This window comes from Amycolatopsis sp. NPDC003865, from assembly GCF_053605345.1.
This window is the reverse complement of the sequence record NZ_JBSGJA010000004.1, coordinates 373,106-395,736: the sequence shown is the minus strand read 5'-3', so window position 1 is coordinate 395,736 and position 22,631 is coordinate 373,106. Positions and strand designations below refer to the sequence as shown.

Genomic DNA, 22,631 nt, shown 5'->3' with positions numbered 1-22,631 from the left:
AAAGGGGTGACGAACAGGATGGGGGTTCCATGGAGGCGGGCTTCACCGACTACGTGACGTCGCGGGCCGGCTGGCTCCGCAAGGTCGCGTACCTGCTCTGCGGCGACTGGCACCGGGCCGACGACCTGGTCCAGACGGCGATCACCCGGCTCTACGCGAACTGGCCGCGAGCCGCACGCGCGGACAACCTCGACGGCTACGCGCGGCGGACGCTGGTCAACGCGTTCCTCGCCGAGCAGCGGACGTCGTGGTGGCGCCGGGTCGATCTGCGGGGCGCCGACCACGACCGGCCCACGCCCGGTTCGGACGTCGAAGCGGCGCTCGACCTGCGGGCCGCGCTGGACCGGCTGCCCGCCCGCCAGCGCGCCACCGTCGTGCTCCGCTACTTCGGCGACCTGCCGGTCGCGGACACCGCACGCGCGCTCGGCTGTTCGGAAGGCACCGTCAAGAGCCAGACCGCGAAGGCCGTGGAAACGCTGCGCGAGCTGCTGGGCGACCCCATCCGGGAGGGACGAGCATGACCGACCACGAGCTGTCCACCAAGCTGAAGGAACTCGCCGACGCGCCCGCGCCGCCGCCCCGGATCGACCTCGACCGGGCCCGCCGGCAGGGAGGACGTCGTCGTCGCGCGCGGACCACGGCGCTGGTCGTCGGCTGCGCCGCGGTGGTGACAGCCGCGGGCCTCACGGCCGTGTCGGTGTTCCGGACCACGCCTCCGCCCGCGCCGCCCGCCGTGCTGCCCGCGCCCGCTCCGGCCCCCGTCGCGCCGTCGCCGACCGACAACCCGCTGGTGGCGAAGGCGAGTTTCGGCTGGCTGCCGGAGGAGATCACCGGCGTCGAATACGCCGCCGGTGGGCACGGCGACACCGCGTTGGCCATCGGCCGCGGCGATCTGCCGCCGATGATCTGGCTCTCGGTCTACGACCGCGAACCGGCCCCACCGCGCGACTTGAGCGGCACGCCGCACCAGGTCCCGCAGAAGGTCGGCGACCGCGACGGCCACTGGATCACGGCCGATGCGAACGACCCACTCAACCGCGGCGACAGCTACCTGCGCTGGCCGACTCCGGACGGCCGCTGGGCCCAGCTGCACACGTACTACCTCGCCCGGCCCGACCTGCAGCAGGCCATCCTGCGGGTGGCCGGTGAGGTGACCTTCGGGCCCAAACCGGTACCCCTGCCGCTGCACATCAGCAGCCTCCCGCCGGCGTTCCGCCTCTCCGACGCCTACACGTCACGGCGGCCCGGCCAGGACGGCGTCCCCTGGCGGCTGGTGCTGCAGTACTCGGCGAACGGCGCGCTCGTGACGTTCAACGTCGCACCGCCGGGCGGTCAGACGGACGGTCTCGGCAAGCCGCACTGCGTGACGAAGAACGGCCTGAAGGCCTGTGTCGGGATCGACAAGCCGCAGGCCGCGGGCGTCACCGAGCAGGACCTGCTGAGCCGGATCACGCTGCTCGGCCCGGACGAGGCGAAGTGGACGACGCACGTGGTCGGCTGATCAGCCCTTCGGCACCGCCGGGTAGGGGACGAAGGTGCTGGTGTTCTCGTCGACGGTGAGCTGCTTGCCGATCGTCGGGAACGCGCGCTGGGAGCAGGCCGGCCGTTCGCAGACTTTGCAACCCATCCCGATGGGCGTCGCGGCGGCCGGCTCGTCCAGGTCGAGCCCGGTCGAGTAGACGAGCCGCCCGGCGTGGCGCAGTTCGCAGCCCAGCCCGACCGTGAACGTCTTGCCCGGGCTGCCGTACCCGCCGATGTTGCGCGACACCGTGCGCGCGACCCAGAAGTAGCTCTTGCCGTCCGGCAGCGTCGCGATCTGCGTCAGGATCTTGCCCGGCTGGGTGAACGCCTCGTAGATGTTCCACAGCGGACAGGCGCCGCCGACCCGCGAGAAGTGGAAGCCCGCCGCGGACTGGCGCTTCGACATGTTCCCGGCCCGGTCCACCCGCACGAACGAGAACGGCACGCCGCGCTGCTTCGGCCGTTGCAACGTCGACAGTCGGTGGCACACCGTCTCGAAGCCGACGCCGTAGTGGTCGCAGAGCCGCTCGATGTCGTACCGGAACCGTTCCGCCGTGGCCAGGAACGGTCCATAAGGGAGGATCAGCGCGCCCGCGAAGTAGTTCGCCAGGCCGACGCGGGCCAGCGAGCGCGCGGCCGGGCCGGAGAACGCCCACGAGTCGGCCAGCTCGGTGATCAGGTCGTCGTACTCGAGCAGCGCGATCTGCGAAGCCATGCGAAACGCCTGCTGGCCGACCCGCAGGCTGGGCGCGAGCCGCAGAACGCGCGTCACCGGCTCGTAGCGGTGCTGCTGACCGGCGGATTCGTCGATGCCGTCGCTGGTCACCTCGACGCCGTAACGCTGCCAAAGCCGCTCCTTCAGTGCGCCGAGCACCTGGCCGCGCTGCAGCGGGATGTCGGCGGCCATCTTCTCGGCGCGGTCGTCCAGCTCGGCGACGTAGTTCTCGCGCTCGTAGAAGAAGTCGCGGACCTCCTCGTGCGGCAGTGGCGCCGCCGCGCTCCCGTGCAGGCCCAGGCCGTTTTCCGTGGTCAGCGCGGCGGTGCTCTCGACGGCGTTGCGGTAGCTGCGGTGCAGCTTGACCAGCGCCTGCGCGATCGCCGGCAGGTTCGTCGCCAGCTCGTTGAGCTCGCTGGTGGTGACGTCGACGCCGAGGACCTCGTCGAGCAGGGCTTCCTTGACGTCGGCGACCAGCCGGGACGTGTCGTTGTTCGCGAAGAACTCCGTGTCGACGCCGAACGCCTGCGTGATCCGCAGCAGCACCGGGACGGTCAGCGGGCGCGAGTTGTGCTCGATCTGGTTCAGGTAACTGGGTGAGATCTCCAGCACACGAGCGAGGTCGGCCTGGCTCATCGCCCGGCTTTCGCGCAAGTGGCGCAACCGCGCTCCGGCGAAAGTCTTCTCCATTCGTGCCCTCCTCTCCGGAAGGTTTCCGGTCCTGAACGGTTACGTGAACGGTCAAGAACGCGGATTTTCGATCAGTTGCGAACCGGCCGATTCGCAACCTTTGCAAAGAGCCTACGGACCCTTCGCACAAATTAGCAACTTGGACAACTGGACCGGATTTTCGCTGCTGTGTCAGGGTCGAACCCAGGCAAGGCGAGCAATCGCAAACTTCGCAACACCGGGAGAACCGATGACGGAACAGGCCAAGCAGGCGGCCGCGGAGCTGGCGGCGCAGTGGGCGAACGACCCGCGCTGGGCGGGCGTGCAGCGCTCCTACTCGGCCGAAGACGTGATCAAGCTGCGCGGCAGCCTCGTCGAGGAGCACACCCTGGCCCGCCGCGGCGCGGAGAAGCTGTGGAACCTCCTGCACACCGAGGACTACATCCACGCGCTGGGTGCGCTGACCGGTAACCAGGCCGTCCAGCAGGTGCGGGCCGGCCTGCAGGCGATCTACCTGTCCGGCTGGCAGGTCGCGGCCGACGCCAACCTGTCGGGCCAGACCTACCCGGACCAGAGCCTCTACCCGGCCAACTCGGTGCCGGCCGTGGTCCGCCGCATCAACAACGCGCTGGGCCGCGCCGACCAGATCAACTGGGCCGAGGGCAACACCGACATCGACTGGTTCGCCCCGATCGTCGCCGACGCCGAGGCCGGCTTCGGTGGCCCGCTCAACGCGTTCGAGCTGATGAAGGGCATGATCGCCGCCGGCGCCGCGGGCGTGCACTGGGAAGACCAGCTCGCGTCCGAGAAGAAGTGCGGTCACCTCGGCGGCAAGGTCCTCATCCCGACCAAGCAGCACGAGCGCACGCTGAACGCCGCTCGCCTGGCGTCCGACGTGCTGAACGTGCCGACCCTGGTCGTCGCCCGCACCGACGCGCAGGCCGCCACGCTGCTGACGAGCGACGTCGACGAGCGCGACCAGCAGTTCCTGACCGGCGGCCGCACCGCCGAGGGCTTCTACGAGGTCCGCAACGGCATCGAGCCCTGCATCGAGCGCGGCCTGGCCTACGCCCAGTACGCCGACCTGCTCTGGATGGAGACCTCGGAGCCCGACCTCGAGGTGGCGCGCAAGTACGCCGAGGCGATCAAGGCGAAGTTCCCGGACCAGATGCTGGCCTACAACTGCTCGCCGTCGTTCAACTGGAAGAAGCACCTGGACGACGCGACGATCGCGAAGTTCCAGCGCGAGCTCGGCCACATGGGCTACAAGTTCCAGTTCATCACGCTGGCCGGCTTCCACGCGCTGAACTACTCGATGTTCGACCTGGCGCACGGCTACGCCCGCGAGGGCATGACCGCCTACGTCGACCTGCAGGAGCGCGAGTTCGCTTCGGAGAGCCGCGGCTACACCGCCACCAAGCACCAGCGCGAGGTCGGCACCGGCTACTTCGACAACGTCGCGACGGCGCTGAACCCGGAGAGCTCGACCACCGCGCTCAAGGGCTCCACCGAAGAGGCCCAGTTCCACTGATCCCGGCCGCGGCCTGACGGCGGTACCCCCCTCCCGTCGTCAGGCCGCGTCCCTCCCTTCTTCCCTTCCCTGCACAGCTCGTGGAGGCATCCCATGGTTGATCGGCTGAACTACCGCATCGAGGTCACCGGGCCGGTCGAGGGCCGGTTCGCGGAGATCCTGACCCCGGCGGCGCTCGACTTCCTGGCCAAGCTGGACAACACGTTCGCCGGCCGCCGGCGCGAGCTGCTCGACGCCCGCCGCACGCGGCGCGAGGAACTGCAGTCCGGGGAGAAGCCGCTCGGCTTCCTGCCCGAGACGCGCCGGGTCCGCGACGACGAGTCGTGGCACGTCGCCCCGACCGCGCCGGGCCTGGAGGACCGCCGCGTCGAGATCACCGGCCCGACCGACCGCAAGATGACGGTCAACGCGCTGAACTCCGGCGCCAAGGTCTGGCTGGCGGACTTCGAGGACGCGACGTCGCCGACGTGGCACAACGTCATCGACGGCCAGGTCAACCTCTACGACGCCATCCGCCGCAACATCGACTTCACCACCGAGGCCGGCAAGCGGTACACGATCGGCGACGAGCCGGCGACGATCGTCGCGCGGCCCCGCGGCTGGCACCTGGTGGAGAAGCACATCCGCATCGACGGCCGCCCGGTGTCGGCGAGCCTGGTCGACTTCGGCCTGTACTTCTTCCACAACGCGCGCCAGCTGCTCGCCCGCGGCGTCGGCCCGTACTTCTACCTGCCGAAGCTGGAGAACCACCTCGAAGCGCGGCTGTGGAACGACGTCTTCCTGATGGCGCAGCGCGAACTCGGCGTCCCGCGCGGCACGATCCGCGCCACGGTGCTCATCGAGACGATCACCGCCGCGTTCGAAATGGACGAGATCCTCTACGAGCTGCGCGAGCACGCGGCGGGCCTGAACGCCGGCCGCTGGGACTACATCTTCAGCCTCATCAAGAACTTCGCCGCGCACGGCGCCGACTTCGTGCTGCCGGACCGCGCGCAGGTCACGATGACCGTGCCGTTCATGCGGGCCTACACCGAGCTGCTGGTGAGCACCTGCCACAAGCGCGGCGCGCACGCCATCGGCGGCATGGCCGCGTTCATCCCGAGCAAGGACCCTTCGGTGAACGAAATCGCCGTCGAGAAGGTCCGCGCCGACAAGGAACGCGAGGCCGGCGACGGGTTCGACGGCTCGTGGGTCGCCCACCCGGGCCTGGTCCCGATCTGCCGCGAGGTCTTCGACGGCGTGCTCGGCGGCTGGCCCAACCAGCTCGGCAAGCTGCGTGAGGACGTCCACGTCACCGCCGAGGACCTGCTGGACGTGGCGAGCGCCGGCGGCGAGGTCACCGAAGCGGGCGTGCGCGCGAACATCAACGTCGCACTCCGGTACGTCGACGCGTGGCTGCGCGGTACCGGCGCGGCGGCGATCCACAACCTGATGGAGGACGCGGCCACCGCGGAAATCGCGCGCTGCCAGGTCTGGCAGTGGATCCGCAACGGCACGAAGCTCGAGGACGGCACCGCGCTGACCCGCGAGCTGGCGGTCGAGTTCCTGGACGACGAGCTGGCCTCCGTCCGCGCGGAACTGGGTCCGGACACCCGCCTCGACGACGCCTACGAGATCTTCACCGAAACCGCGCTGGGCGAGAAGCTGCCGAGCTTCCTCACCACGGGTGCCTACGCGCGGTACCTCACGGACGCCCGGTAGCAGGGGCCCCGGCCGCCCCTACCTGACGAGGGGCGGCCGGATCCACACTGGTTGGGATGGTGTGGTCCGGACCGGCCCGGCGACGGTGGCTCCCCGTCGCCGGGCCGGTTCATTTTCGCGTCAGCCGACCGCGTAGGCGCGGATCACGGTCTGCCGCACGGTGTTCCCGTCGTCGTCGGCCGCGCTCGCCCGCAGCGAGACGAACCCGCTCGCCGGGTTGCGGACCACGACCGTCCAGCGGTCGCCGGTCCTGAAGGTGGGAGCGGGCTGCCAGGTGCGTCCGTCGTCTGTGGACGTTTCGACGGACAGCTTGTTCCCCGCACCGCCGCCCTGCCGCTCCACGTAAGCCGGGAACGTGACGACCCGGCCGGCGGGCGCGCTGTTGCGCAAGTTGACCGCCGGGGTGAAGCGGGCCGTGAGCAACGGCAACGCCTTGCCGTCCGCCGCGGCTGAGGAGCGGAACACCCACTCGGCCGTCACGTCCGTCCACAATGGCCACCAATCGGCGCGCCGGTGGACGTCCGCCGTCAGCCGGTACGCGCCGTCGGCGGCCGGCACCGGGATCGTCGCCAGTGTCGGTTCGCCGGTGGGTTCCACGGGGATGGCGACGCCGTCCTTCGAAAGGCTCACGGAACCCGTGTCGCCGGAATCGGGTTTGCGCGGGTGGCCGGCGGCGTCGCCGAACATCGGCAGCCACAGGTCGAAGACGCCGTCCTTGCGCCACGCCCACGGCCGCGGCTGCTCGCCCGTGTGCGTCACGGTCAGCCCGCGCAGCGACGGCCCGGCGACCGCCTGGTTCCAGCTCAGCCGGTACTGCCGGCCCGCGGTCACGTCGAGGTCCTGGGTCAGCTCGCCGCGCGGTCCGGACGTCCACACCGCGTCCCACTTGCCGGGCGTGTAGTACTCGACGCGTTCCTGTTGCGCGGCAACGGGTTCCGTGTAACCGTACCCGACCATCCGGCCGAAGAACCCGTACCCGGCGACGTACCGGACCTCGCCGGGAGCGCCGTCGTGGTAGGCCGTGCGCACCTCGGCCAGGTCACGGGTTTTCGGCCGCTGCACGCGCGGAGCGTTCAGCCGCGCCTCGGCGCCGTCGGCGAGTTCGTAGCGGAAGGCCGGTGACGGGCGGCTGACGACCGTCGCCGAAGCGCCGCCCTTCTCCGCCAGCTCGGTGAACCGCCGCGCGGTGACGCTCTGCCCGCTCCAGATCACCGGCAGGGTCAGCGCCGGCAGTCCGCCGCCGAGGACCGTGGTCGCCGCCGCGTCGCCGGACAGGCCGACCAGGCCGAGCTTCGCCCCGGCCTTTTCCACGTCCGCCAGCCGCCGGTAGGCCTCGTCGACCCGGATGCCCACCGGGAAGCGGACGACCACGAGCTTGCCGTGCGCGTCGATCTTCGCGAGGTCTTCCGGCGTACCGGCGCCGCCGGACACGACCGGGAGCGTGCTGGTTCCGGCCGGGGCGGCCGACTCCAGCCAGACGCCCCGGACCGCGAACGGCTGCCCGTCGTCGGCGGTCAGCTCCAGGTCGGGCTGGGTGGCCCGGCGGGTCTGGCTGAAAGCGAACGTCGGCGACGACGTGCCCGGGACCGTCGCGGCGAAGGCCTCGTGGAAGCGCGGGTCGAGGTCGAACCCGATGGAGAAGACACAGGCGCAGGCCGTGATCCGGCTCAGCCGCTCGACGCCGTGGGTGCCGCCGCGCGCGGCCGGGTTGTCCGGCTCGAGCGACATGGGCTCGCCGTCGTGGGCGTCCAGGGTCTGCGTGACGGCGTGGTCGAGCACCAGTTCGGGGTGGGTGATGAAGCTGTACGACGGTTCCCGGCCCGGCCGCGGCGTTTCGATGACGCTGTTCACGACGTAGCGGCCGCGCGGCAGCCGGAAGGTGCCCGGCTCGCCCTGGGTGAGCGTGCCGCTGTCCAGGTCGACGATCGTCACCGGCGGGTAGCCCGCCGGCGTCCACGGGTTGCCGTCGCGGTTCACGAGACCGACGGTCAGGTCGTACGCCTCGGCTTCCTGCTTGAAGGACAACGCCGTCCTTGTGCTGACGCCGTCGCCGCGCGCGGTGAGGATGCCCGAGAAGGTGCCGGGCCGGCCGTCCCGCGCGGGGAAGGTCAGTTCGACGGGGGTGCTGCCGCCCGCGGGCACGGTCACGGTCGCCGGGAAGGCGAGGCCTTCGACCGACGACCCGAGCGTCAGCGTCACCGGCGTCGCGCCCGCGTTGTACCAGGTCACGGTGGCCTTGCCAGACATCCCATGATGGGGCCACGGGAGGAAGGCCGACGCGCTGCCGGTGGCCGTGACGGCCGTGGTCGTCGCGCGGGCGACGTCGACGCGGCCGGTGCCGACCGCGGCCGGTCCGGCGTCGACCGGGGTGGCGGTGCTGGTGAGCGCCGCCTTCAGCCGGTCGGCCGGCCAGCCAGGGTGCTGCTGGGCGAGGATCGCGGCCGAGCCCGCCACGTGCGGCGCCGCCATCGACGTGCCGTCCAGCGCCTGGTACCCGCCGCCGGGCCACGCCGCGGTGATCGACTCGCCGGGCGCGGCGACGTCCGGCTTGGCCGCGCCGTCGCCGATCCGCGGTCCTCGGCTGGAGAACGGGCTGAGGACGTCCTTTTTGGACACCGCGGCCACGGCGAGCGCGGCGTCGGCCGCCGCCGGTGTCGCGACGGACTCTTCCTGCCCGAAGTTGCCCGCGGCGACGACGAAGAGCGTGCCGTACTGGCGCGACAAGGTGTTCACGGCTTCGGACACCGGGTCGGTCCCGTCGGAGGGCCCGCCGCCGAGGCTCATGTTGACGACGCGGGCGTGCGCTTCGGTCACCGCCCACTGCATGCCGGCCAGGATCTCGCCGAAGGTTCCGCTGCCGGAGTCGTCGAGGACCTTGCCGACGGCGAGTTTCGCGTCGGGCGCCACACCCCGGTACCTGGCGCCGGAGCCGGCGATCGTCGACGCGACGTGCGTGCCGTGGCCCGCGCCGTCCTCGACGGTGCCCTTGCCGGTGAAGTCCTTGCTCAGCACGACGTGCCCGGCCAGGTCGGGGTGCGCGGCGTCGATCCCGGTGTCGAGCACCGCGACCTCGACGCCGCGGCCGGTCAAGCCCGCCTGCCACGCCGCGGGCGCGCCGATCTGCGGGACGCTCTGGTCGAGGCTCGCGCGCATCTTCGCGTTCAGCCACACCTTCGCGGTGCCGGCGGCGAGCGTCGCGGGCTCGGCGACGAGCCGGTTCCAGAACGCCGCGGCGTCCGGCTTCGGCTCGTCGAGCGTGGTGTAGCCGAGCGCGGACGGCCCGGCGGCGAGACCGGTCCGGGCCGCGATCGCCGGCCCGGCCTGGCGGACCAGCAGCGGCACGTGCGGCGTCCGGGCGTCGTCGTAGCCCTGGCGCAGCAGGCCGGTGACGTTGAACAGCTGCTCGTCGAGCCGTCCGGACCGGACCAGCCCGGCGGCGTCGCCGGGCAGGACGTACGCGTCGCCGCGGCGCGTGTACTGCTGGATCGGCACCGGCCGGTCCCGGCGGGCGGGCAGCACCCGCACGTCGGCGCCGCTGACGAGCACCTGGTCGCCGGTGACGAGCGTGATCCGGCTCGGTGCCACGGCTGGTTCGCCGGCGGCCACGGCGTCCGGCGCGGTGAGCACGGTCGCGGCCAAGGTCACCGCGAAGATCGCGATGAGTGATCGTTTCATGGGATGTTTTCCTCGCTGTCGGGGGTCCCTCGGCTCGTGGAACGGCGGCCGCGCGGCGCGGGGTTGCCCGGGTTTCGATCTCGGAGCAACCCAGGCGCCCGCGCACCCCGTTGGACACGGTGTGGGGGCGACGAGGAGGAACAGGTGAAACGGTCGGAAGAAGCGGGGTACCGCGACTACGTCACGACCCGGATGGAAGTGCTGCGCCGCACGGCGTACCTGCTGTGCCGCGACTGGCACCTCGCCGACGACTTGGTGTCGATCACCATCGGCAAGCTCTACCGGCACTGGCCGCGGGCCCGGCGGATGGATCACCTCGACGCCTACGTGCGGCGGATCCTGGTGCGGACGTGGCTGGACGAGAAGGCCAGGGCGTGGCGGCGGGAGGAACCGGCGGAGACGCTGCCGGAGCCGGCGGTGCTGCCCGGCGACGACGTCGTCGAACGGCTCGGGCTGCTCGAACTGCTCGACGCGCTGCCGCCCCGGCGGCGGGCCGCGGTGGTGCTGCGCTACTACTGCGACCTTTCCGTCGAGGAGACCGCCGAGGTCCTCGAGTGTTCGACCGGAACCGTGAAGAGCCAGACCGCGCGCGGGCTCGACTCGCTGCGCGCGCTGGTCGCCGCGAGCCAGAGCTGATGGAGGCGAAATGAGCAGGGACCAGTTCGACGCGGCCATCGGCGCCGTGCCACCGTCCACAGTGGACGTCGACGCGGTGCTGGACCGCGAGCGCCGCCGCGCGCGGGTGCGGCGGGTGGCGAACCCGTGGACCGCCGCGGGCGCGGGTGTCGCGGCGGTGGCCGTCGCCGTCGCGGTGGTGTTCGTGCCCGGCGGTTCCGGCGCGACGCCGGTGATGCCCGGAAGCCCGCCTTCGGCGCCGCCGTCGTCGGATCCGTGCTCCGTGGATCCTTATCCGCCGCAGACCGGCGCACCGATCCCGGAGAAGGCGGACGTCGCGGCGAGCCGGCTGACCGGCGTGCTGACCGCCGCCGTCCAGCAGCGGCTCGCCCCCGGGACGAAGCTGAGCTCGAACGCCCAGGGCAAGTACCCGAAGGGGGAGCAGCACGGACCGCTGTCGTTCTTCCACGTGTTCTCCGCCCGGGTGGCGCACAAGAGCACGTGCAGCGGCGGCGAGGACTACTTCATGGCCGCGGCGACGACGGCCGACGGCCCGCGCCAGGGCAACGTCTGGGCGATCGTCACCCGGCTCGGCGGCAACGCCACACCGGCCACCGAATGCGGCAAGCCGCCCGAGGGCATGCAGCTGTCGTGCGAGCTGAAGACCGGGCCGCACGGCGAGACGGTCGTCGAGGAAACGCTCAGCTCCCCGGGGCAGGCGACGTCCAACCGGACGAACGTCACCAGGCGCGACGGCACGGGCGTCATGGTGGAGTCGCAGAACGTCGCCGACGACGCCAAGAAGGATCACCCGGACGGGCCGGACATGCCGGCGCCGCCGCTGAGCCTCGCCCAGCTGACCGACATCGCGCTCGACCCGGGGCTGACGCTCTACCCCTGAGCCAGGAGGACTTTCGCGGCTTCGCGGGCCGTGCTCGCTTCGCCCGGGTCACCGGTGATCGCGGCGAGCACGGTCGCGCCTTCGACCAGTGAGAACAGCTGGTCGGCGACGGTTTGGCCGGAAACGAGACCACGCAGGTAGGCCCGGACGTGGTCCTTGTGCTCGCGAATCGCCGCCGCGACGCCCGGCGCCGGTTCGCCGAACTCGCCGAAGGAGTTGATGAACGCGCAGCCGCGGAAGCCGGGCTCGGAAAACCAGTTCCGCAGCCAGTCGAACACGGCGAGCGGGTCGTCGCCGCGGGCGTGGACGAATTCGCGCAACGACGCCCGCCAGCGCTCGTCCCGGCGCCGGAGGTAGGCCTCGACCAGGTCGTTCTTCGCCGGGAAGGTCTGGTAGAGCCGCTTGAGCGAGACACCCGAGCGCGCGCGGACGGCGTCCATCCCGACCGCCTGCACGCCGTGGGCGTAGAACAGCTCCTCGGCGGCCTCCAGCAACCGGTCGGTCGCCTCGGTGGGGGTCATGTCACCTGCCTCTGGTGCGGAGAATGAGCGTTCTCTAGACTACCGGAGAACGCACGTTCTCGACCGCCGGAGGAGAGATCCCATGACCCCACGTCCGCCGTTCCCGCCGTTCGACGAGGACACCGCCCGCCAGAAGGTCCAGGCCGCCGAGGACGCGTGGAACACCCGCGACCCCGAGCGGGTCTCGCTGGCCTACACCGAGGATTCGGTGTGGCGCAATCGCGACCAGCACGTCGTCGGCCGGGCGGAGATCGTCAGGTTCCTGACGGCGAAGTGGGAGCGCGAGCTGGACTACGCGTTGCGCAAGGAGCTGTGGGGGTTCCGCGGCAACCGCATCGGCGTCCGGTTCCAGTACGAGTCCCGCACGGCCGAGGGGCAGTGGTTCCGCAGCTACGGCAACGAGCTGTGGGAGTTCAGCGACCAGGGCCTGATGCGCCGGCGCGAGGCGAGCATCAACGACGTGCCGATCGAGCCGTCGGACCGCCGGATCTTCGGCCCCCGCCCGGAGTCCGAGCACGGCGTCCTGCTGCCGGTCTTCTAGGGGGCCGAGCCGTCCCCGGTCCGGGGCGCACCGCGCGGGACGACCTTCACCTGGCCGGGCCGGGACTTCGCCGCCAGGACCGTGAAGCGCACGCTGACGGGCTTTCCCGCGCAGCGGAAGGAGACGGGATAGGTGCCGGGCGCGACGGCGGCGACGACGCTTTCGCCGAACAACGCCCACGGCTGATGTCCTTCGGCGTTGCGCGCCGGGGGTGTCGTGATGCGCAGCGCCTTGGTCGTGACCGGGCCCGCCTCACCGTCACAGGCGACGGTGAGGGAGACCCGTTCGCCGGGATGGCCGCTGGAGACGGACAGCTTCAGCCAGGTGGGCGGTGGCGGTGACGTGGTCTGCGCGGCGGCCGCCGGCGTGAGCGCGAGCAGGCACGCGGCGGTGAGGGAGAGGATCTTCATGGTGACCTCCCGGAGTCCCGTTCGTGTAACCAAGGCGTTTGCGCAGGCCACGGGGTTGCCGGTCGAGATTCGACTGTGACGCGCGAATCCGCCCTGAGCGGAACGAGAACCGGCCGGCGAGCCCCGCGGCCAAGCTCGCGGTCATGACGGAACCGGCGTTCGGCGGCGAAGTGAGCGAGTACTACCAGCGGTTCCGCCGCGGCTACCCACCCGCGGTGGCGGACGCGCTGACGGCATCGTTCGCGCTCACCCGCGAGGACGTCGTGCTCGACCTCGGCTGCGGCACCGGCCAGCTCACCCGGGTCCTGGCGCCCCGGGTGGGCGCGGTGCTCGGCATGGACCCGGAACCGGCGATGCTCGCCCAGGCCCGCACGGCGACGTCGGCGCCGAACGTGAGCTGGCTCCTGGGCGCGGACACCGACATCGAGGCGTTGACGCCGGTCGCCGGCCCGCGCCGGCTGGCCGCGGTGACGGTGGCACAGGCGTTGCACTGGATGGACCACGACCGGCTGTTCACGACGGCACGCTCGCTGCTGCGCCCGGGCGGCGGTGTCGCGGTGGTGACGAACGGCGAGCCGCTCTGGCTGCAGGACACGGCGTGGTCGTCGGCGCTGCGTGAGCTGCTGTCGGCGTTTTTGGGGACACCGCTGCACCGGACGTGCGGCACGGATTCGGCGAGCCAGGCCCGCTACGCGGACGCCCTCTCGGCCGCCGGGTACGTGGTCGATTCCCAGGACATCTCGTACGACGCGGCGTTGAGCACCGAGGAAATCGTCGGTGGCGTTTTTTCGGCCATGAGCCCGTCGCAGCTGCCCGCGGCCGAGGAACGGCCGGCGTTCGCCGAGCGCGTCCGGGAGGCGTTGTCGCCGTTCGGACCACTGCGCGAGCAGGTCCGGGTCCGCGTTCTGACGGGCACCCGCTGACCGGTCACGCTGGGCGAATGGGTACCGGCCCGTGCAGTTCCGCTTATTGTTTCCCCGGGACCCGGCGCGGATGCTCGCTGCCAGGCGCGTCCGTGCGCCGGCCTTCCCGAGGAGTCCCCATGACCAGCAGGTTGAGAGCTGTCGTCGCCGTCGTGTTCGTGGTGTTGTCGTTTTCGTTCGGTGCCGTGGCCACGGCGACCGCGCCCACCGCGGCCCGTCCGGACTGCGTCCGCCCCTGCCGCTTCTGAGCGGGCCGCTACCTACAGTTCGGGCTTTCGCCGCCGATCGACCACTGCCTACTGTCCCGGTACCCCGGCGGCGACGGGCTCGAAGGCGTTCCCGGTCGCGATCTTCGGCCGCGGCAGCTCCACCGGCTCGCCCGGCTTCGCCCGCCGGTAGACCGCGACGGTCGCCTCCGCGATCCGGCCCCAGTCGAAGTCCGCGGCCAGCCGCGACTGCGCGGCTTGCGCCCGCTCGGCCGCCGCGTCGGCGTCACCGAGCACCGCCGTCACCGCGTTGGCCAGTTCCGCGACATCGCCGGGGCTGAACGCGAGCCCGGTCTCGCCGTGCACGACGACCTCGCCGAGCCCGCCGGCCGTCGACGCCACCAGCGGCGCTTTCGCGGCCGCAGCCTCCAACGCGACGATACCGAACGGCTCGTACCGGCTGGGCAGCACGACGGCGTCGGCCGCTGCCAGTGCCGCGCGCAGGTCGCGATCGGACAGGTGCCCGACGAAGTCGACGGCCCGCCGCACCCGCAGTTTCCGCGACTGTTCGACGAGCTCGTCGAAGTGTCGTCCTTTTCCGGCGACGACCACGCGCGTCCCCGGGTGCCGGCGCCGGATGCGGGGGAGCGCGGCGAGCAGGTCCTGCACGCCCTTCTCCCACTCGAGCCGTCCGAAGTAGAGCAACAGCGGCGCGCCGGCCGGGCTGTAGACCTCGCGGGCGCGCGCGATCTCGTCCGCCGGCACCTGCCAGCCGCGTTCCTCGATGCCGTTGTGGATCACCGTGACGTCCTCGGCCTCGACCTCGAAGAGGTGCGCGACCTCGCGGCGCATGGCCTGCGAACAGGTGATCAGCGCGTCGGCCCGATTCGCCAGCCACCACTCGACCGAGTGAACTTGCTGGTTCAGCGGGTGCGACAGCCAGCCGGAGTGCCGTCCCGCCTCGGTCGCGTGGATCGTGCCGACCAGCGGCACCCGCGCGGCCTCGGCGATCGCGATGGCGGGGTGCGCGACCAGCCAGTCGTGCGCGTGCACGACATCGGGCTGCCAGCCGCGCAGCAGGTCGTGCGCGGCGCGGATCATGGCGTGCCCCATGGCCAGTGTCCAGGCGACGAGGTCGCGTTCGAACGTCACGTGCATCGGGTCCTCGGCGACCCGGATGATCCGCACGCCCTCGACGACGCGGTCGGTGCGCGGGTGCGTCCCGGCGTCGGTGCCCGCGGCGTGCCGGCAGAGGACGACGACCTCGTGACCCTGCCGGGCCTGGTGCGTGGCGAGCGCGTGTACGTGCCGCGCCAGGCCACCGATGGCCACTGGCGGGTACTCCCAGGACAGCATCAGCACACGCATGGGCAGAGGTTACTCGCGAGTCGGGACGGCCCGGCGGCGCCCGTGCCAGCCGACCGGCCAGCACGGTCGGCGAATGTGATCCGACTCACTGGCGGGCCCGTCGATCTCTGCCACCATCGGCGGGGATGACTGCACCGGAGGACACCGGCTGGCGCCGGCTCGACCCGCCCTTGACCACCCCGTGGACCGGCGAGGCCGGCCCGGACAACGCCCTGCCCGAGTACCCGCGGCCCCAGCTGACCCGGCCGCGCTGGCTGAACTTGAACGGCGTCTGGGAGTACGCGGGCTGGCCGTCGTCGCCGGACGAACCACGGCCGTCGGGCTACGCCGAGCGGATCCTGGTCCCGTTCCCGCCGGAGTCGGCGTTGTCCGGAATCGGACGACGCGACGAGGTCCTCTGGTACCGGCGCCTGGTCGAAATTCCGCCAGAGTGGCGTGACCAGCGGATCCTGCTGCACTTCGGCGCGGTCGACCAGACGGCGAAGGTGTGGGTCAACAACCAGCTCGTCGCGACGCACGAAGGCGGTTACACGGCGTTCAGCGCGGACATCACCGACGTCCTGCGGGCGTCGGGGCCGCAGGAGCTGACCGTCCGGGCCGAGGACCGCACCGACATCGAGCCGTTCCCGGTCGGCAAGCAGCGCAACGCGCCCGGCGGGATCTGCTACACGGCGTCGTCCGGAATCTGGCAGACGGTCTGGCTGGAGCCGGTACCGCAGACCCGTATCGAACGACTCGATCTTACCCCGGACCTCACCGGCGTGACAGTGTTTCCCCAGGTCACCGGCGGCGCGGAGGTCGTTGTCGTCGTTTCGGCCACGGACGGCGAGGTCGCTCGCGGCTCGGGCGCGGCGGGGACGTCGGTGCGCGTGGACGTTCCGGAACCACGCCTCTGGAGCCCCGACGACCCACACCTCTACACGCTGCGCGTCCAGCTGCTGGACCGGCATAGCGCGGTTCTGGACGAAGTCGGCAGCTACGCCGGCCTGCGGACGATCGGCCTGCTCCCGGACTCCGAAGGCCGCCCGCGGATCGCGCTCAACGGCAGGCCGACGTTCCTCCACGGCCCGCTCGACCAGGGCTACTGGCCGGACGGCATCTCGACCGCGCCCACCGACGACGCCCTGCGCTTCGACCTCGAAAAGACGAAAGAGCTGGGCTTCAACTTCGTCCGCAAACACGTCAAGGTCGAGCCGGCGCTCTGGTACTACTGGGCCGACACGCTCGGCCTGGTCGTCTGGCAGGACATGCCCTCGCTGACGGTGTCGTTCGACGGTCCACCCGGCATTGCGCCGGACCCGGTCCCGCGAGCCCGCGAGCTGTTCGAGGCGGAACTGATCAAAATGATCACCCAGCTGAAGGCGGTCCCGTCGATCGTCGGCTGGGTGCCGTTCAACGAGGGCTGGGGCGAGTACGACACAGCCCGTGTCGCGGAACTGGTCAAAGCACTCGACCCGACCCGGCTGGTGATCGCGAACAGCGGGGTCAACTGCTGCTTCTCCCGCCCGGACACGGGCGCGGGCGACGTCTACGACGACCACGCGTACGTCGGCCCGGGCGAGCCGGCGGTGACCGACGGCCGGGCGATCGTCGACGGGGAGTACGGCGGTCTCGGCCTCGTCCTGGACGACCACCGCTGGCCCGGCCCGCCGAACGCGTACGAAATGACGCCGACCCGGGAGCGGCTCACCGAGCGCTACGCGGAGGTGAGCACCGCTCTGGAGCGAGTGGTGGCCGAACGCGGCCTGTCCGGCGCGGTCTACACGCAGACGACCGATGTCGAGAACGAGGTCAACGGCCTGCTGACGTACGACCGCCGGGTGGTCAAGGTCGACGCGGCGGTGGTCGCGAAGTGCGCACGAGCGGTGATCGACGCCGGCTCGGCCTGAGCCGCATCGTCGATTCCCGACGACGATCGACGCCGAGGGTGCGGGTCGGGGCAGGCATCCCGGCGACGGCCTCGAGCGCGGACCGCCGCGGTGGTCGCACGCCGGCAAAGGTGACTCGATGCCTGGTCGGCTTTCGACAACGGCTCAGCCCCGGCGATCTCGCTTCGCGGTCCGGTCAGCTTTCGGCCACGACTCTGACCAGGCCCTCTCGTCCGTGGTCGAGAGCCGACAGCAGCGCGCCGCGCAAGGCGGCCGAGTCCGTCACCGCGCCGGCCTCCACCCGGACCGGCCCGGGCGCCGCCGCCCGGACCGTTCGCCGGATCTCGGCCACCAGTCCCGGACGGCTCCCCGCCGGCCCGCCCAGCAGCACCAGGTCCGGGTCGACGATCGTGCAGATCGCGGCCACGGCCCGCCCGAGCGTCGCGCCGAGCAGCCGTAGTCGTTCGGCGGCCACAGCGTCACCGTCCGCCCGGTCGAGCGTGGTCAAAATCGCGTCGACGTCCAGCGAAGGCGCGTCCGACCTGCCGAAACCCTGGTCCGCGAGAGCCGAGGCGAGCGTCGTCGACCCCGAACTGTCCAGGTACCCGATCTCGCCGGCCAGCCCGTGCGCGCCCCGCACGAGCTGGTCGCCGACGTAAAGGCTGACACCGAGCCCGGCGCCGACATAGACGTAGGCGAAGCTCTTCGCCTCCCGCGCGGCGCCCTCGCGCCGCTCGGCGAGCGCGGAGAAGTTGACGTCGTTGTCCAGCAGAACGTCCCGTCCGATTTCCCCGGCTCGGAGCCGTCCCTCGGGAAACGGCGACCCCGGCAGCTCGACGACCTCGTGCGTGACCGGGTCGACCGGGTTGGCCACCGAGATCGCGGTCGCCCGCACCGGTCCCGACCCGGCTTCGCCTGCCGCGGCGACGGCGTCGCGGACCGCGGCGGTCATCGGCCGGTCGTCCGGAGCGTGGTGGCCGGTGGTCAGAACCGTCCCGGTCAGGTCGGTCGTCACCGTGCGGATGCCCTGCTGGTTGACCTCCGCGGCGACGACGCGGCCGGCGTCGGCGGCCAGCTCGTAAAAGGTCGCGATACGACCACGGCGGCCCGTCTGGTCGGTGCCGGTGGCCCGCAGCGCGCCCGCCGTCTCGAGGCGGCGGACCGACTCGGAGATCGTCGGCTTCGAGATCCCGGTGGTCGCGGCGAGCTCCGCGCGCGTGGTCCGTCCGTGGACGAAAACGTGGTCGAGCACCGCGCGGTCGGTCATGGCCCGCAGCATCGCCAGGCGCGGAAGCGGCCGTTCGGGGTCGGACATCGCACCTCTTGTGGCGGGGGACGGACAGCGGTTACCGTAGCCGGGCCATTCTAGTAAGGAGTCCTAACCAAAAGATCGCGAGGGACACCGATGACGTCCACAGAGCTGCCCGCGAACATGTCCGAGGCCGTCTCGCGGACCAAGCGCGAGCTGCGCGCCCGGATCGGCGACGTCGCCGGCGCGTTCGCCGGAATCCGCGACCGGATGCGGCGCGAGGTCGACGCCGTCGCCGCCGACCCGGACGCCTTCCCCGTTGTTCGTTATCGGGACATCGCCGACGGCACCGTGCCGCAGCGCACGCTCGACGCCGTCCGGCGCCGCGGCTGTGCCGTCGTGAAAGGCACCTTCGCGCGCGAAACGGCCGAAGCGTGGGACTCGGAGCTGGCCGCCTACCTCGCCGACAACGATTTCGCCGGGACCTACCAGGGCCCGGCCGACGACGTCTTCGCCGGGCTCGCGTCGAGCCAGCCGCAGATCTACCCGGTCTACTGGTCGAAGCCGCAGATCCAGGCCCGCCAGCACGAGCACATGGTCGCCGTCCGGCGGTTCCTCAACTCCTTCTGGCGGCACGAGTCCGAGGGGCGCGTCTGGTTCGACCCCGATCGCGACACGGCCTACCCCGACCGCATCCGGCGCCGCCCGCCCGGCTCGGCGTCGCTCGGCTTGTCCGCCCACACCGACTCCGGCTCGGTCGAGCGCTGGCTGCTGCCCGCCTACCAGCAGGTCTTCCGCCACGTCTTCGCCGGAAACTGGCAAGAGTACGACCCGTGGGACGGCGCTTACCGCACCGAAGTGGACGAATACCCGTCAACGGTCATGTGTTCGGCCTTCCGTACCTTCCAGGGCTGGACGGCGTTGTCGGAAATGCGCCAGGGCGACGGCGTGCTGCACGTCGTGCCGATCCCGTCGGCCATGGCATACGTGCTGCTTCGCGCGCTGCAGGACGACATCCCCGACGACGACCTCTGCGGCGCGGTCAACGGCCAGGCGTTGCCGGTGAACGACAAATACCACGACGACCTGCTGCCGGCGCTGACCTCGATCCCCGGCATCGAACCCGGAGACACGGTCTGGTGGCACGGCGACGTCATCCACGCGGTCGCCGACGGCACCAACCCGGACCGCTGGGGCAACGTCCTGTACATCCCGGCGAGCCCGCTCTGTCCGAAGAACGCGGCCTACGCCGAAAAGTGCGGCCGCGCGTTCCTGACCGGAGCGAGCCCGGGCGACTTCGCGCCCGAGGACTACGAAGTGAACTGGACGGGCCGCGCCACGATCGACGACCTCACAGCGGTCGGCCGCGAGCAGCTCGGCCTGTGAACGCTGCCGCGCCGGGCCCGAAAGCCCGGCGCGGCCGGCTCACGCCGGGAGAGCGGCCTCGATGGCCTTGACGACGTTCTCGTCCTCGGGCTCGGTCCGCGGCCGGAACCGCGCCAGGACCTCGCCGTCCGCGCCGACCAGGAACTTCTCGAAGTTCCACTGGACATCGCCGGTCTCACCCTCGGCGTCGGCTGTCTTGGTCAGTTCCGCGTACAGCGGGTGCCGGCCCTCGCCGTTGACGTCGATCTTCTCGAACAGCGGGAACGTGACGCCGTAGGTCGTCGAGCAGAACGTCTGGATCTCCTCCGCGCTGCCCGGCTCCTGTCCCGCGAACTGGTTGCACGGAAAACCGACCACGGAGAAGCCCTGGCCGCCGAAGCGTTCCTGAAGCCGCTCGAGGCCGGAGTACTGCGGGGTCAGGCCGCACTTCGACGCCACATTGACCACGAGCAGCGCCTTGCCGGCGAGCGAGCCCAGAGAGCTGTCCTGCCCGTCGAGGGTCTTGACCGGAATTTCGTGGATCCCCATGAAGGTCCCTTCAGTCGTGCTTCAACGCCCGGGCGTCGAGGTGCCCGAACGGTCCGTCGTCGGCGCGGTAGGCCGCGGCCAGCTGCCCGGCCCGCGCGCGGTCGCCGCGTCGCAGCAAATCGGCCAACGCGTCGAAGCGCTCGGTGTGGACCGCCGCGCGACGGCGCGCGTAGTCCGCGGCCGAGTCCTTGGTGACCATGAACGCCCAGTCGCTCTCCAGGGCCAGCATCGCCTCGGCCACGGCCTGGTCGGCGACGGTGTCGCGAGCCGTGGTCGGCAAACCGGCAACGAGGTCGAGCAGCCGCCGCTGCAGCGCGGTGTTGGCGTCGACCATGTCCTTGACCTGCTCGCCGTCCCAGACGCGCCAGTCCTTGCCCGACCCCCACGACGACGCCGGCAGGTCGATCGGCTCGCCGACGAGCCCGGCGTCGAGCGCGCCCTTCAGCGTCGTCACGCGGACGCCCGCCTCGGGCAGCGCGCGCAGCACGCCTTCGAGCCACGCCGGGCCTTCGTGCCACCAGTGGCCGAACAGTTCCGTGTCGTACGCGGCGACCACGAGCGCCTCACGGCCGTGTTGCGCCTTCAGCGAACGCAGCCGGGTGACGACCGTGTCGACGAAGTCCTTGACGTGCAGCCCCAGCACGTCCGCGGCCAGCGACGGGTCGTACGGCGCCTTGTCCACCGGCTCGACCGTCTTGCCGGTGACGCGCGACGCCTTGAGCCCGACCTCGTGCGCCCACGTGTGGAAGTCGCGGTAGGCCGCGTGGCCGGGGTAGCCGGCCTTCGGCGACCAGACGCGGTAGGTGACTTCGAGGTCTCGTCCGAAAGCGACCACGTCGCTGCCGCCGACCGGGCGCGCCGCCCACGTCTCGCCGCGCAGCGACGGCCCGTCGACCATGAATCGGCGCACGCCCGCGGCCGCGTAGCCGTTTTCCATACCAGGCGCGTAGCCGCACTCCGGCGCCCAAATTCCCTCGGGACGCGACCCGAGCCGCAGCTCCGTGTCAGCGAGGCCGGCGGTCAGCGCGAACTCGCGCACCCGCGGGTCCAGCAGCGGCTGGAACGGGTGGGCCAGCGGTCCGCCGAGCAGCTCGATCGTCGCGTTGTCGACCAGCGAACGAAGAATGGGGGAGAAGCCGTGCCGCCAGCGCGTCCCCAGCTCCTCGGCCGCGCGGACCGCGGTCCGGTGCTCGGCCGCGGCCAGCTCGCGCAGGGTCGGGTCGCCGCGCCACAGTGTCGACGCGTGCTGGGCGCGCAGCTGCCAGTGGCCGAGCCAGTCGTGAAACGTTCGGATGCTGTACGGGTCGTCCAGCTGCGCGGCGAGCACCGGCGTCACGCCCAGTGTGAGCACGTCCCGGCGCCCCTCGGCGGCAAAGCGTTCGAGCAGGTCGACCATCGGCAGGTACGAATGCGCCCACGCCTGGTACAGCCATTCCTCGCCGACCGGCCAGCTCCCGTGGTGCGGCAGCCACGGCAGGTGGCTGTGCAGGACCAAGCAGAACGTGCCTTCGTTCATCGGCGCACCGCCACGGCGACCAGGTCGAGGCTCGCGTCGAGGTCGTCGCCGTGGACGGCGAAACCGGACGCTTCGATCGCGGCGACGTCGGCGAGCAATTCCGCGGGCCACACGGCTTGGCCGGGCAGCGAGCCCATGACCACGTCGAGCTGGGCGTCGATGATCGAACCGCCGTACCGCTCGTCGAGCGCGCGCACGGCGTCGCCGTGGTGCAGGCCGTGCAGCGACTCGACGGCGAAGCCGGCGTCGGTGAGCAGCCCGGCCAGCTCGGCCGGCGCCAGCTCACGGGTGTGGAACGGGTTCAGCGGCGTGTCGCTGTCCGGGGTGAAGGTCAGCCGGTTCGGGGTCGTGACCAGCAGTTTGCCGCCCGGTGACAACACCCGCCGGCACTCGGCGAGGAACCCGGCCTGATCCCACAGGTGCTCGATGACCTGAAAATTGGCCACGACGTCGACCGCGCCGTCCCGGACCGGCAGGAACGCCAGGTTCGCCCGCGCGACGGCGACGTCGGGGTAGCGGCGGGCGACGTGCTCGGTGGTCGGCACGTCGTAGTCCAGCGCGAGCACCCGGCGGGCCGTCGTCGCGAGGAGGCTCGCGCCGTAGCCCTCGCCGCAGCCGGCTTCGAGCACCGTCGCGTCCGCGCAGTGGGGGAGCAGAGCGAGGTAGGCGGCCTCGTGGCGGCGGAACCAGTAGTTCTCCTCGGCGATGCCGGGGACGGTCCGTTCGCCGGTCAGGTGCAGCGCCTCGGCCCGGGTGGCTGGGGTGGTCACCTCCGCGACACTAGCGG

At 71.6% G+C, this 22,631-nt stretch carries 20 protein-coding genes; 11 read left to right on the top strand and 9 right to left on the bottom strand.

All coding sequences use genetic code 11. The features are described from left to right. The first annotated feature begins 29 nt into the window (after nt 1–29). Nucleotides 30–521, top strand: coding sequence for a SigE family RNA polymerase sigma factor (locus ACWEVP_RS13415; protein ID WP_452062813.1), 492 nt, complete (start codon nt 30–32; stop codon nt 519–521). Next, complete coding sequence (locus tag ACWEVP_RS13410) at nt 518–1,501, top strand: hypothetical protein (protein ID WP_452062812.1); 984 nt, start codon at nt 518–520, stop codon at nt 1,499–1,501. The genes ACWEVP_RS13415 and ACWEVP_RS13410 overlap by 4 nt, the downstream gene beginning before the upstream one ends. Here the strand turns inward: ACWEVP_RS13410 and ACWEVP_RS13405 are convergent, their stop codons facing one another. After that, a complete protein-coding gene (locus tag ACWEVP_RS13405; RefSeq protein WP_452062811.1) occupies nt 1,502–2,926 on the bottom strand; it encodes a short-chain fatty acyl-CoA regulator family protein in 1,425 nt (474 codons plus the stop codon). A 229-nt stretch (nt 2,927–3,155) separates the two neighbouring features. Here ACWEVP_RS13405 and aceA point away from each other — a divergent pair, with 229 nt between their 5' ends. After that, the gene (gene aceA / locus ACWEVP_RS13400; RefSeq protein ID WP_452062810.1) at nt 3,156–4,436 is read left to right on the top strand and encodes an isocitrate lyase; all 1,281 of its coding nucleotides are present in this window, start codon (nt 3,156–3,158) and stop codon (nt 4,434–4,436) included. Between the two features lie 93 nt (nt 4,437–4,529). Next, nucleotides 4,530–6,137, top strand: coding sequence for a malate synthase A (aceB, locus tag ACWEVP_RS13395; protein WP_452062809.1), 1,608 nt, complete (start codon nt 4,530–4,532; stop codon nt 6,135–6,137). A gap of 120 nt (nt 6,138–6,257) precedes the next feature. On the opposite strand, the gene ACWEVP_RS13390 is transcribed toward aceB, so the two are convergent. Beyond that, the gene (locus tag ACWEVP_RS13390; protein ID WP_452062808.1) at nt 6,258–9,812 is read right to left on the bottom strand and encodes a S8 family serine peptidase; all 3,555 of its coding nucleotides are present in this window, start codon (nt 9,810–9,812) and stop codon (nt 6,258–6,260) included. Between the two features lie 144 nt (nt 9,813–9,956). On the opposite strand from ACWEVP_RS13390, the gene ACWEVP_RS13385 reads away from it, so the two are divergent. Beyond that, nucleotides 9,957–10,448, top strand: coding sequence for a SigE family RNA polymerase sigma factor (locus ACWEVP_RS13385; protein ID WP_452062807.1), 492 nt, complete (start codon nt 9,957–9,959; stop codon nt 10,446–10,448). 10 nt (nt 10,449–10,458) lie between these two features. Continuing rightward, nucleotides 10,459–11,328, top strand: coding sequence for a hypothetical protein (locus tag ACWEVP_RS13380; RefSeq protein WP_452062806.1), 870 nt, complete (start codon nt 10,459–10,461; stop codon nt 11,326–11,328). Here ACWEVP_RS13380 and ACWEVP_RS13375 read toward each other — a convergent pair. Beyond that, entirely contained in the window at nt 11,319–11,849 is a 531-nt protein-coding gene (locus tag ACWEVP_RS13375) for a TetR/AcrR family transcriptional regulator (RefSeq protein ID WP_452062805.1), read from the bottom strand. The two genes, ACWEVP_RS13380 and ACWEVP_RS13375, sit on opposite strands and share 10 nt — an antisense overlap. Nucleotides 11,850–11,931: 82 nt before the next feature. Between ACWEVP_RS13375 and ACWEVP_RS13370 the strand changes: the two genes are divergently transcribed. After that, nucleotides 11,932–12,390, top strand: a complete 459-nt coding sequence (locus ACWEVP_RS13370; RefSeq protein ID WP_452062804.1) for a nuclear transport factor 2 family protein — start codon at nt 11,932–11,934, stop codon at nt 12,388–12,390. Here ACWEVP_RS13370 and ACWEVP_RS13365 read toward each other — a convergent pair. Further along, complete coding sequence (locus tag ACWEVP_RS13365) at nt 12,387–12,800, bottom strand: hypothetical protein (RefSeq protein WP_452062803.1); 414 nt, start codon at nt 12,798–12,800, stop codon at nt 12,387–12,389. The genes ACWEVP_RS13370 and ACWEVP_RS13365 overlap by 4 nt on opposite strands. 143 nt (nt 12,801–12,943) lie before the next feature. Here ACWEVP_RS13365 and ACWEVP_RS13360 point away from each other — a divergent pair, with 143 nt between their 5' ends. Both ACWEVP_RS13360 and ACWEVP_RS13355 read left to right on the top strand, forming a co-directional pair. Then, a complete protein-coding gene (locus tag ACWEVP_RS13360) occupies nt 12,944–13,723 on the top strand; it encodes a class I SAM-dependent methyltransferase (protein WP_452062802.1) in 780 nt (259 codons plus the stop codon). A 119-nt stretch (nt 13,724–13,842) separates the two neighbouring features. Beyond that, entirely contained in the window at nt 13,843–13,971 is a 129-nt protein-coding gene (locus ACWEVP_RS13355; RefSeq protein WP_452062801.1) for a hypothetical protein, read from the top strand. Between the two features lie 48 nt (nt 13,972–14,019). On the opposite strand, the gene ACWEVP_RS13350 is transcribed toward ACWEVP_RS13355, so the two are convergent. Next, entirely contained in the window at nt 14,020–15,297 is a 1,278-nt protein-coding gene (locus ACWEVP_RS13350) for a glycosyltransferase family 4 protein (RefSeq protein ID WP_452062800.1), read from the bottom strand. Nucleotides 15,298–15,422: 125 nt separating this feature from the next. Between ACWEVP_RS13350 and ACWEVP_RS13345 the strand changes: the two genes are divergently transcribed. Then, complete coding sequence (locus ACWEVP_RS13345; RefSeq protein WP_452062799.1) at nt 15,423–17,186, top strand: glycoside hydrolase family 2 protein; 1,764 nt, start codon at nt 15,423–15,425, stop codon at nt 17,184–17,186. Nucleotides 17,187–17,361: 175 nt separating this feature from the next. On the opposite strand, the gene ACWEVP_RS13340 is transcribed toward ACWEVP_RS13345, so the two are convergent. After that, nucleotides 17,362–18,480 carry an ROK family protein gene (locus tag ACWEVP_RS13340; RefSeq protein WP_452062798.1) on the bottom strand — a complete coding sequence of 373 codons (1,119 nt, stop codon included), beginning with the start codon at nt 18,478–18,480 and terminating at the stop codon, nt 17,362–17,364. A 90-nt stretch (nt 18,481–18,570) separates the two neighbouring features. Here ACWEVP_RS13340 and ACWEVP_RS13335 point away from each other — a divergent pair, with 90 nt between their 5' ends. Continuing rightward, the gene (locus ACWEVP_RS13335; RefSeq protein ID WP_452062797.1) at nt 18,571–19,800 is read left to right on the top strand and encodes a YbiU family protein; all 1,230 of its coding nucleotides are present in this window, start codon (nt 18,571–18,573) and stop codon (nt 19,798–19,800) included. A 39-nt stretch (nt 19,801–19,839) separates the two neighbouring features. On the opposite strand, the gene ACWEVP_RS13330 is transcribed toward ACWEVP_RS13335, so the two are convergent. Genes ACWEVP_RS13330 through ACWEVP_RS13320 form a run of 3 tightly spaced genes read right to left on the bottom strand, consistent with a single transcriptional unit; the run spans nt 19,840 to nt 22,614 of the window. After that, entirely contained in the window at nt 19,840–20,328 is a 489-nt protein-coding gene (locus ACWEVP_RS13330) for a glutathione peroxidase (RefSeq protein ID WP_452062796.1), read from the bottom strand. Nucleotides 20,329–20,338: 10 nt separating this feature from the next. Further along, the gene (locus tag ACWEVP_RS13325; RefSeq protein ID WP_452062795.1) at nt 20,339–21,844 is read right to left on the bottom strand and encodes a 1,4-alpha-glucan branching protein domain-containing protein; all 1,506 of its coding nucleotides are present in this window, start codon (nt 21,842–21,844) and stop codon (nt 20,339–20,341) included. Further along, the gene (locus ACWEVP_RS13320; RefSeq protein WP_452062794.1) at nt 21,841–22,614 is read right to left on the bottom strand and encodes a class I SAM-dependent methyltransferase; all 774 of its coding nucleotides are present in this window, start codon (nt 22,612–22,614) and stop codon (nt 21,841–21,843) included. Before ACWEVP_RS13320 ends, ACWEVP_RS13325 begins: the two co-directional genes overlap by 4 nt. Nucleotides 22,615–22,631 lie beyond the last annotated feature (17 nt).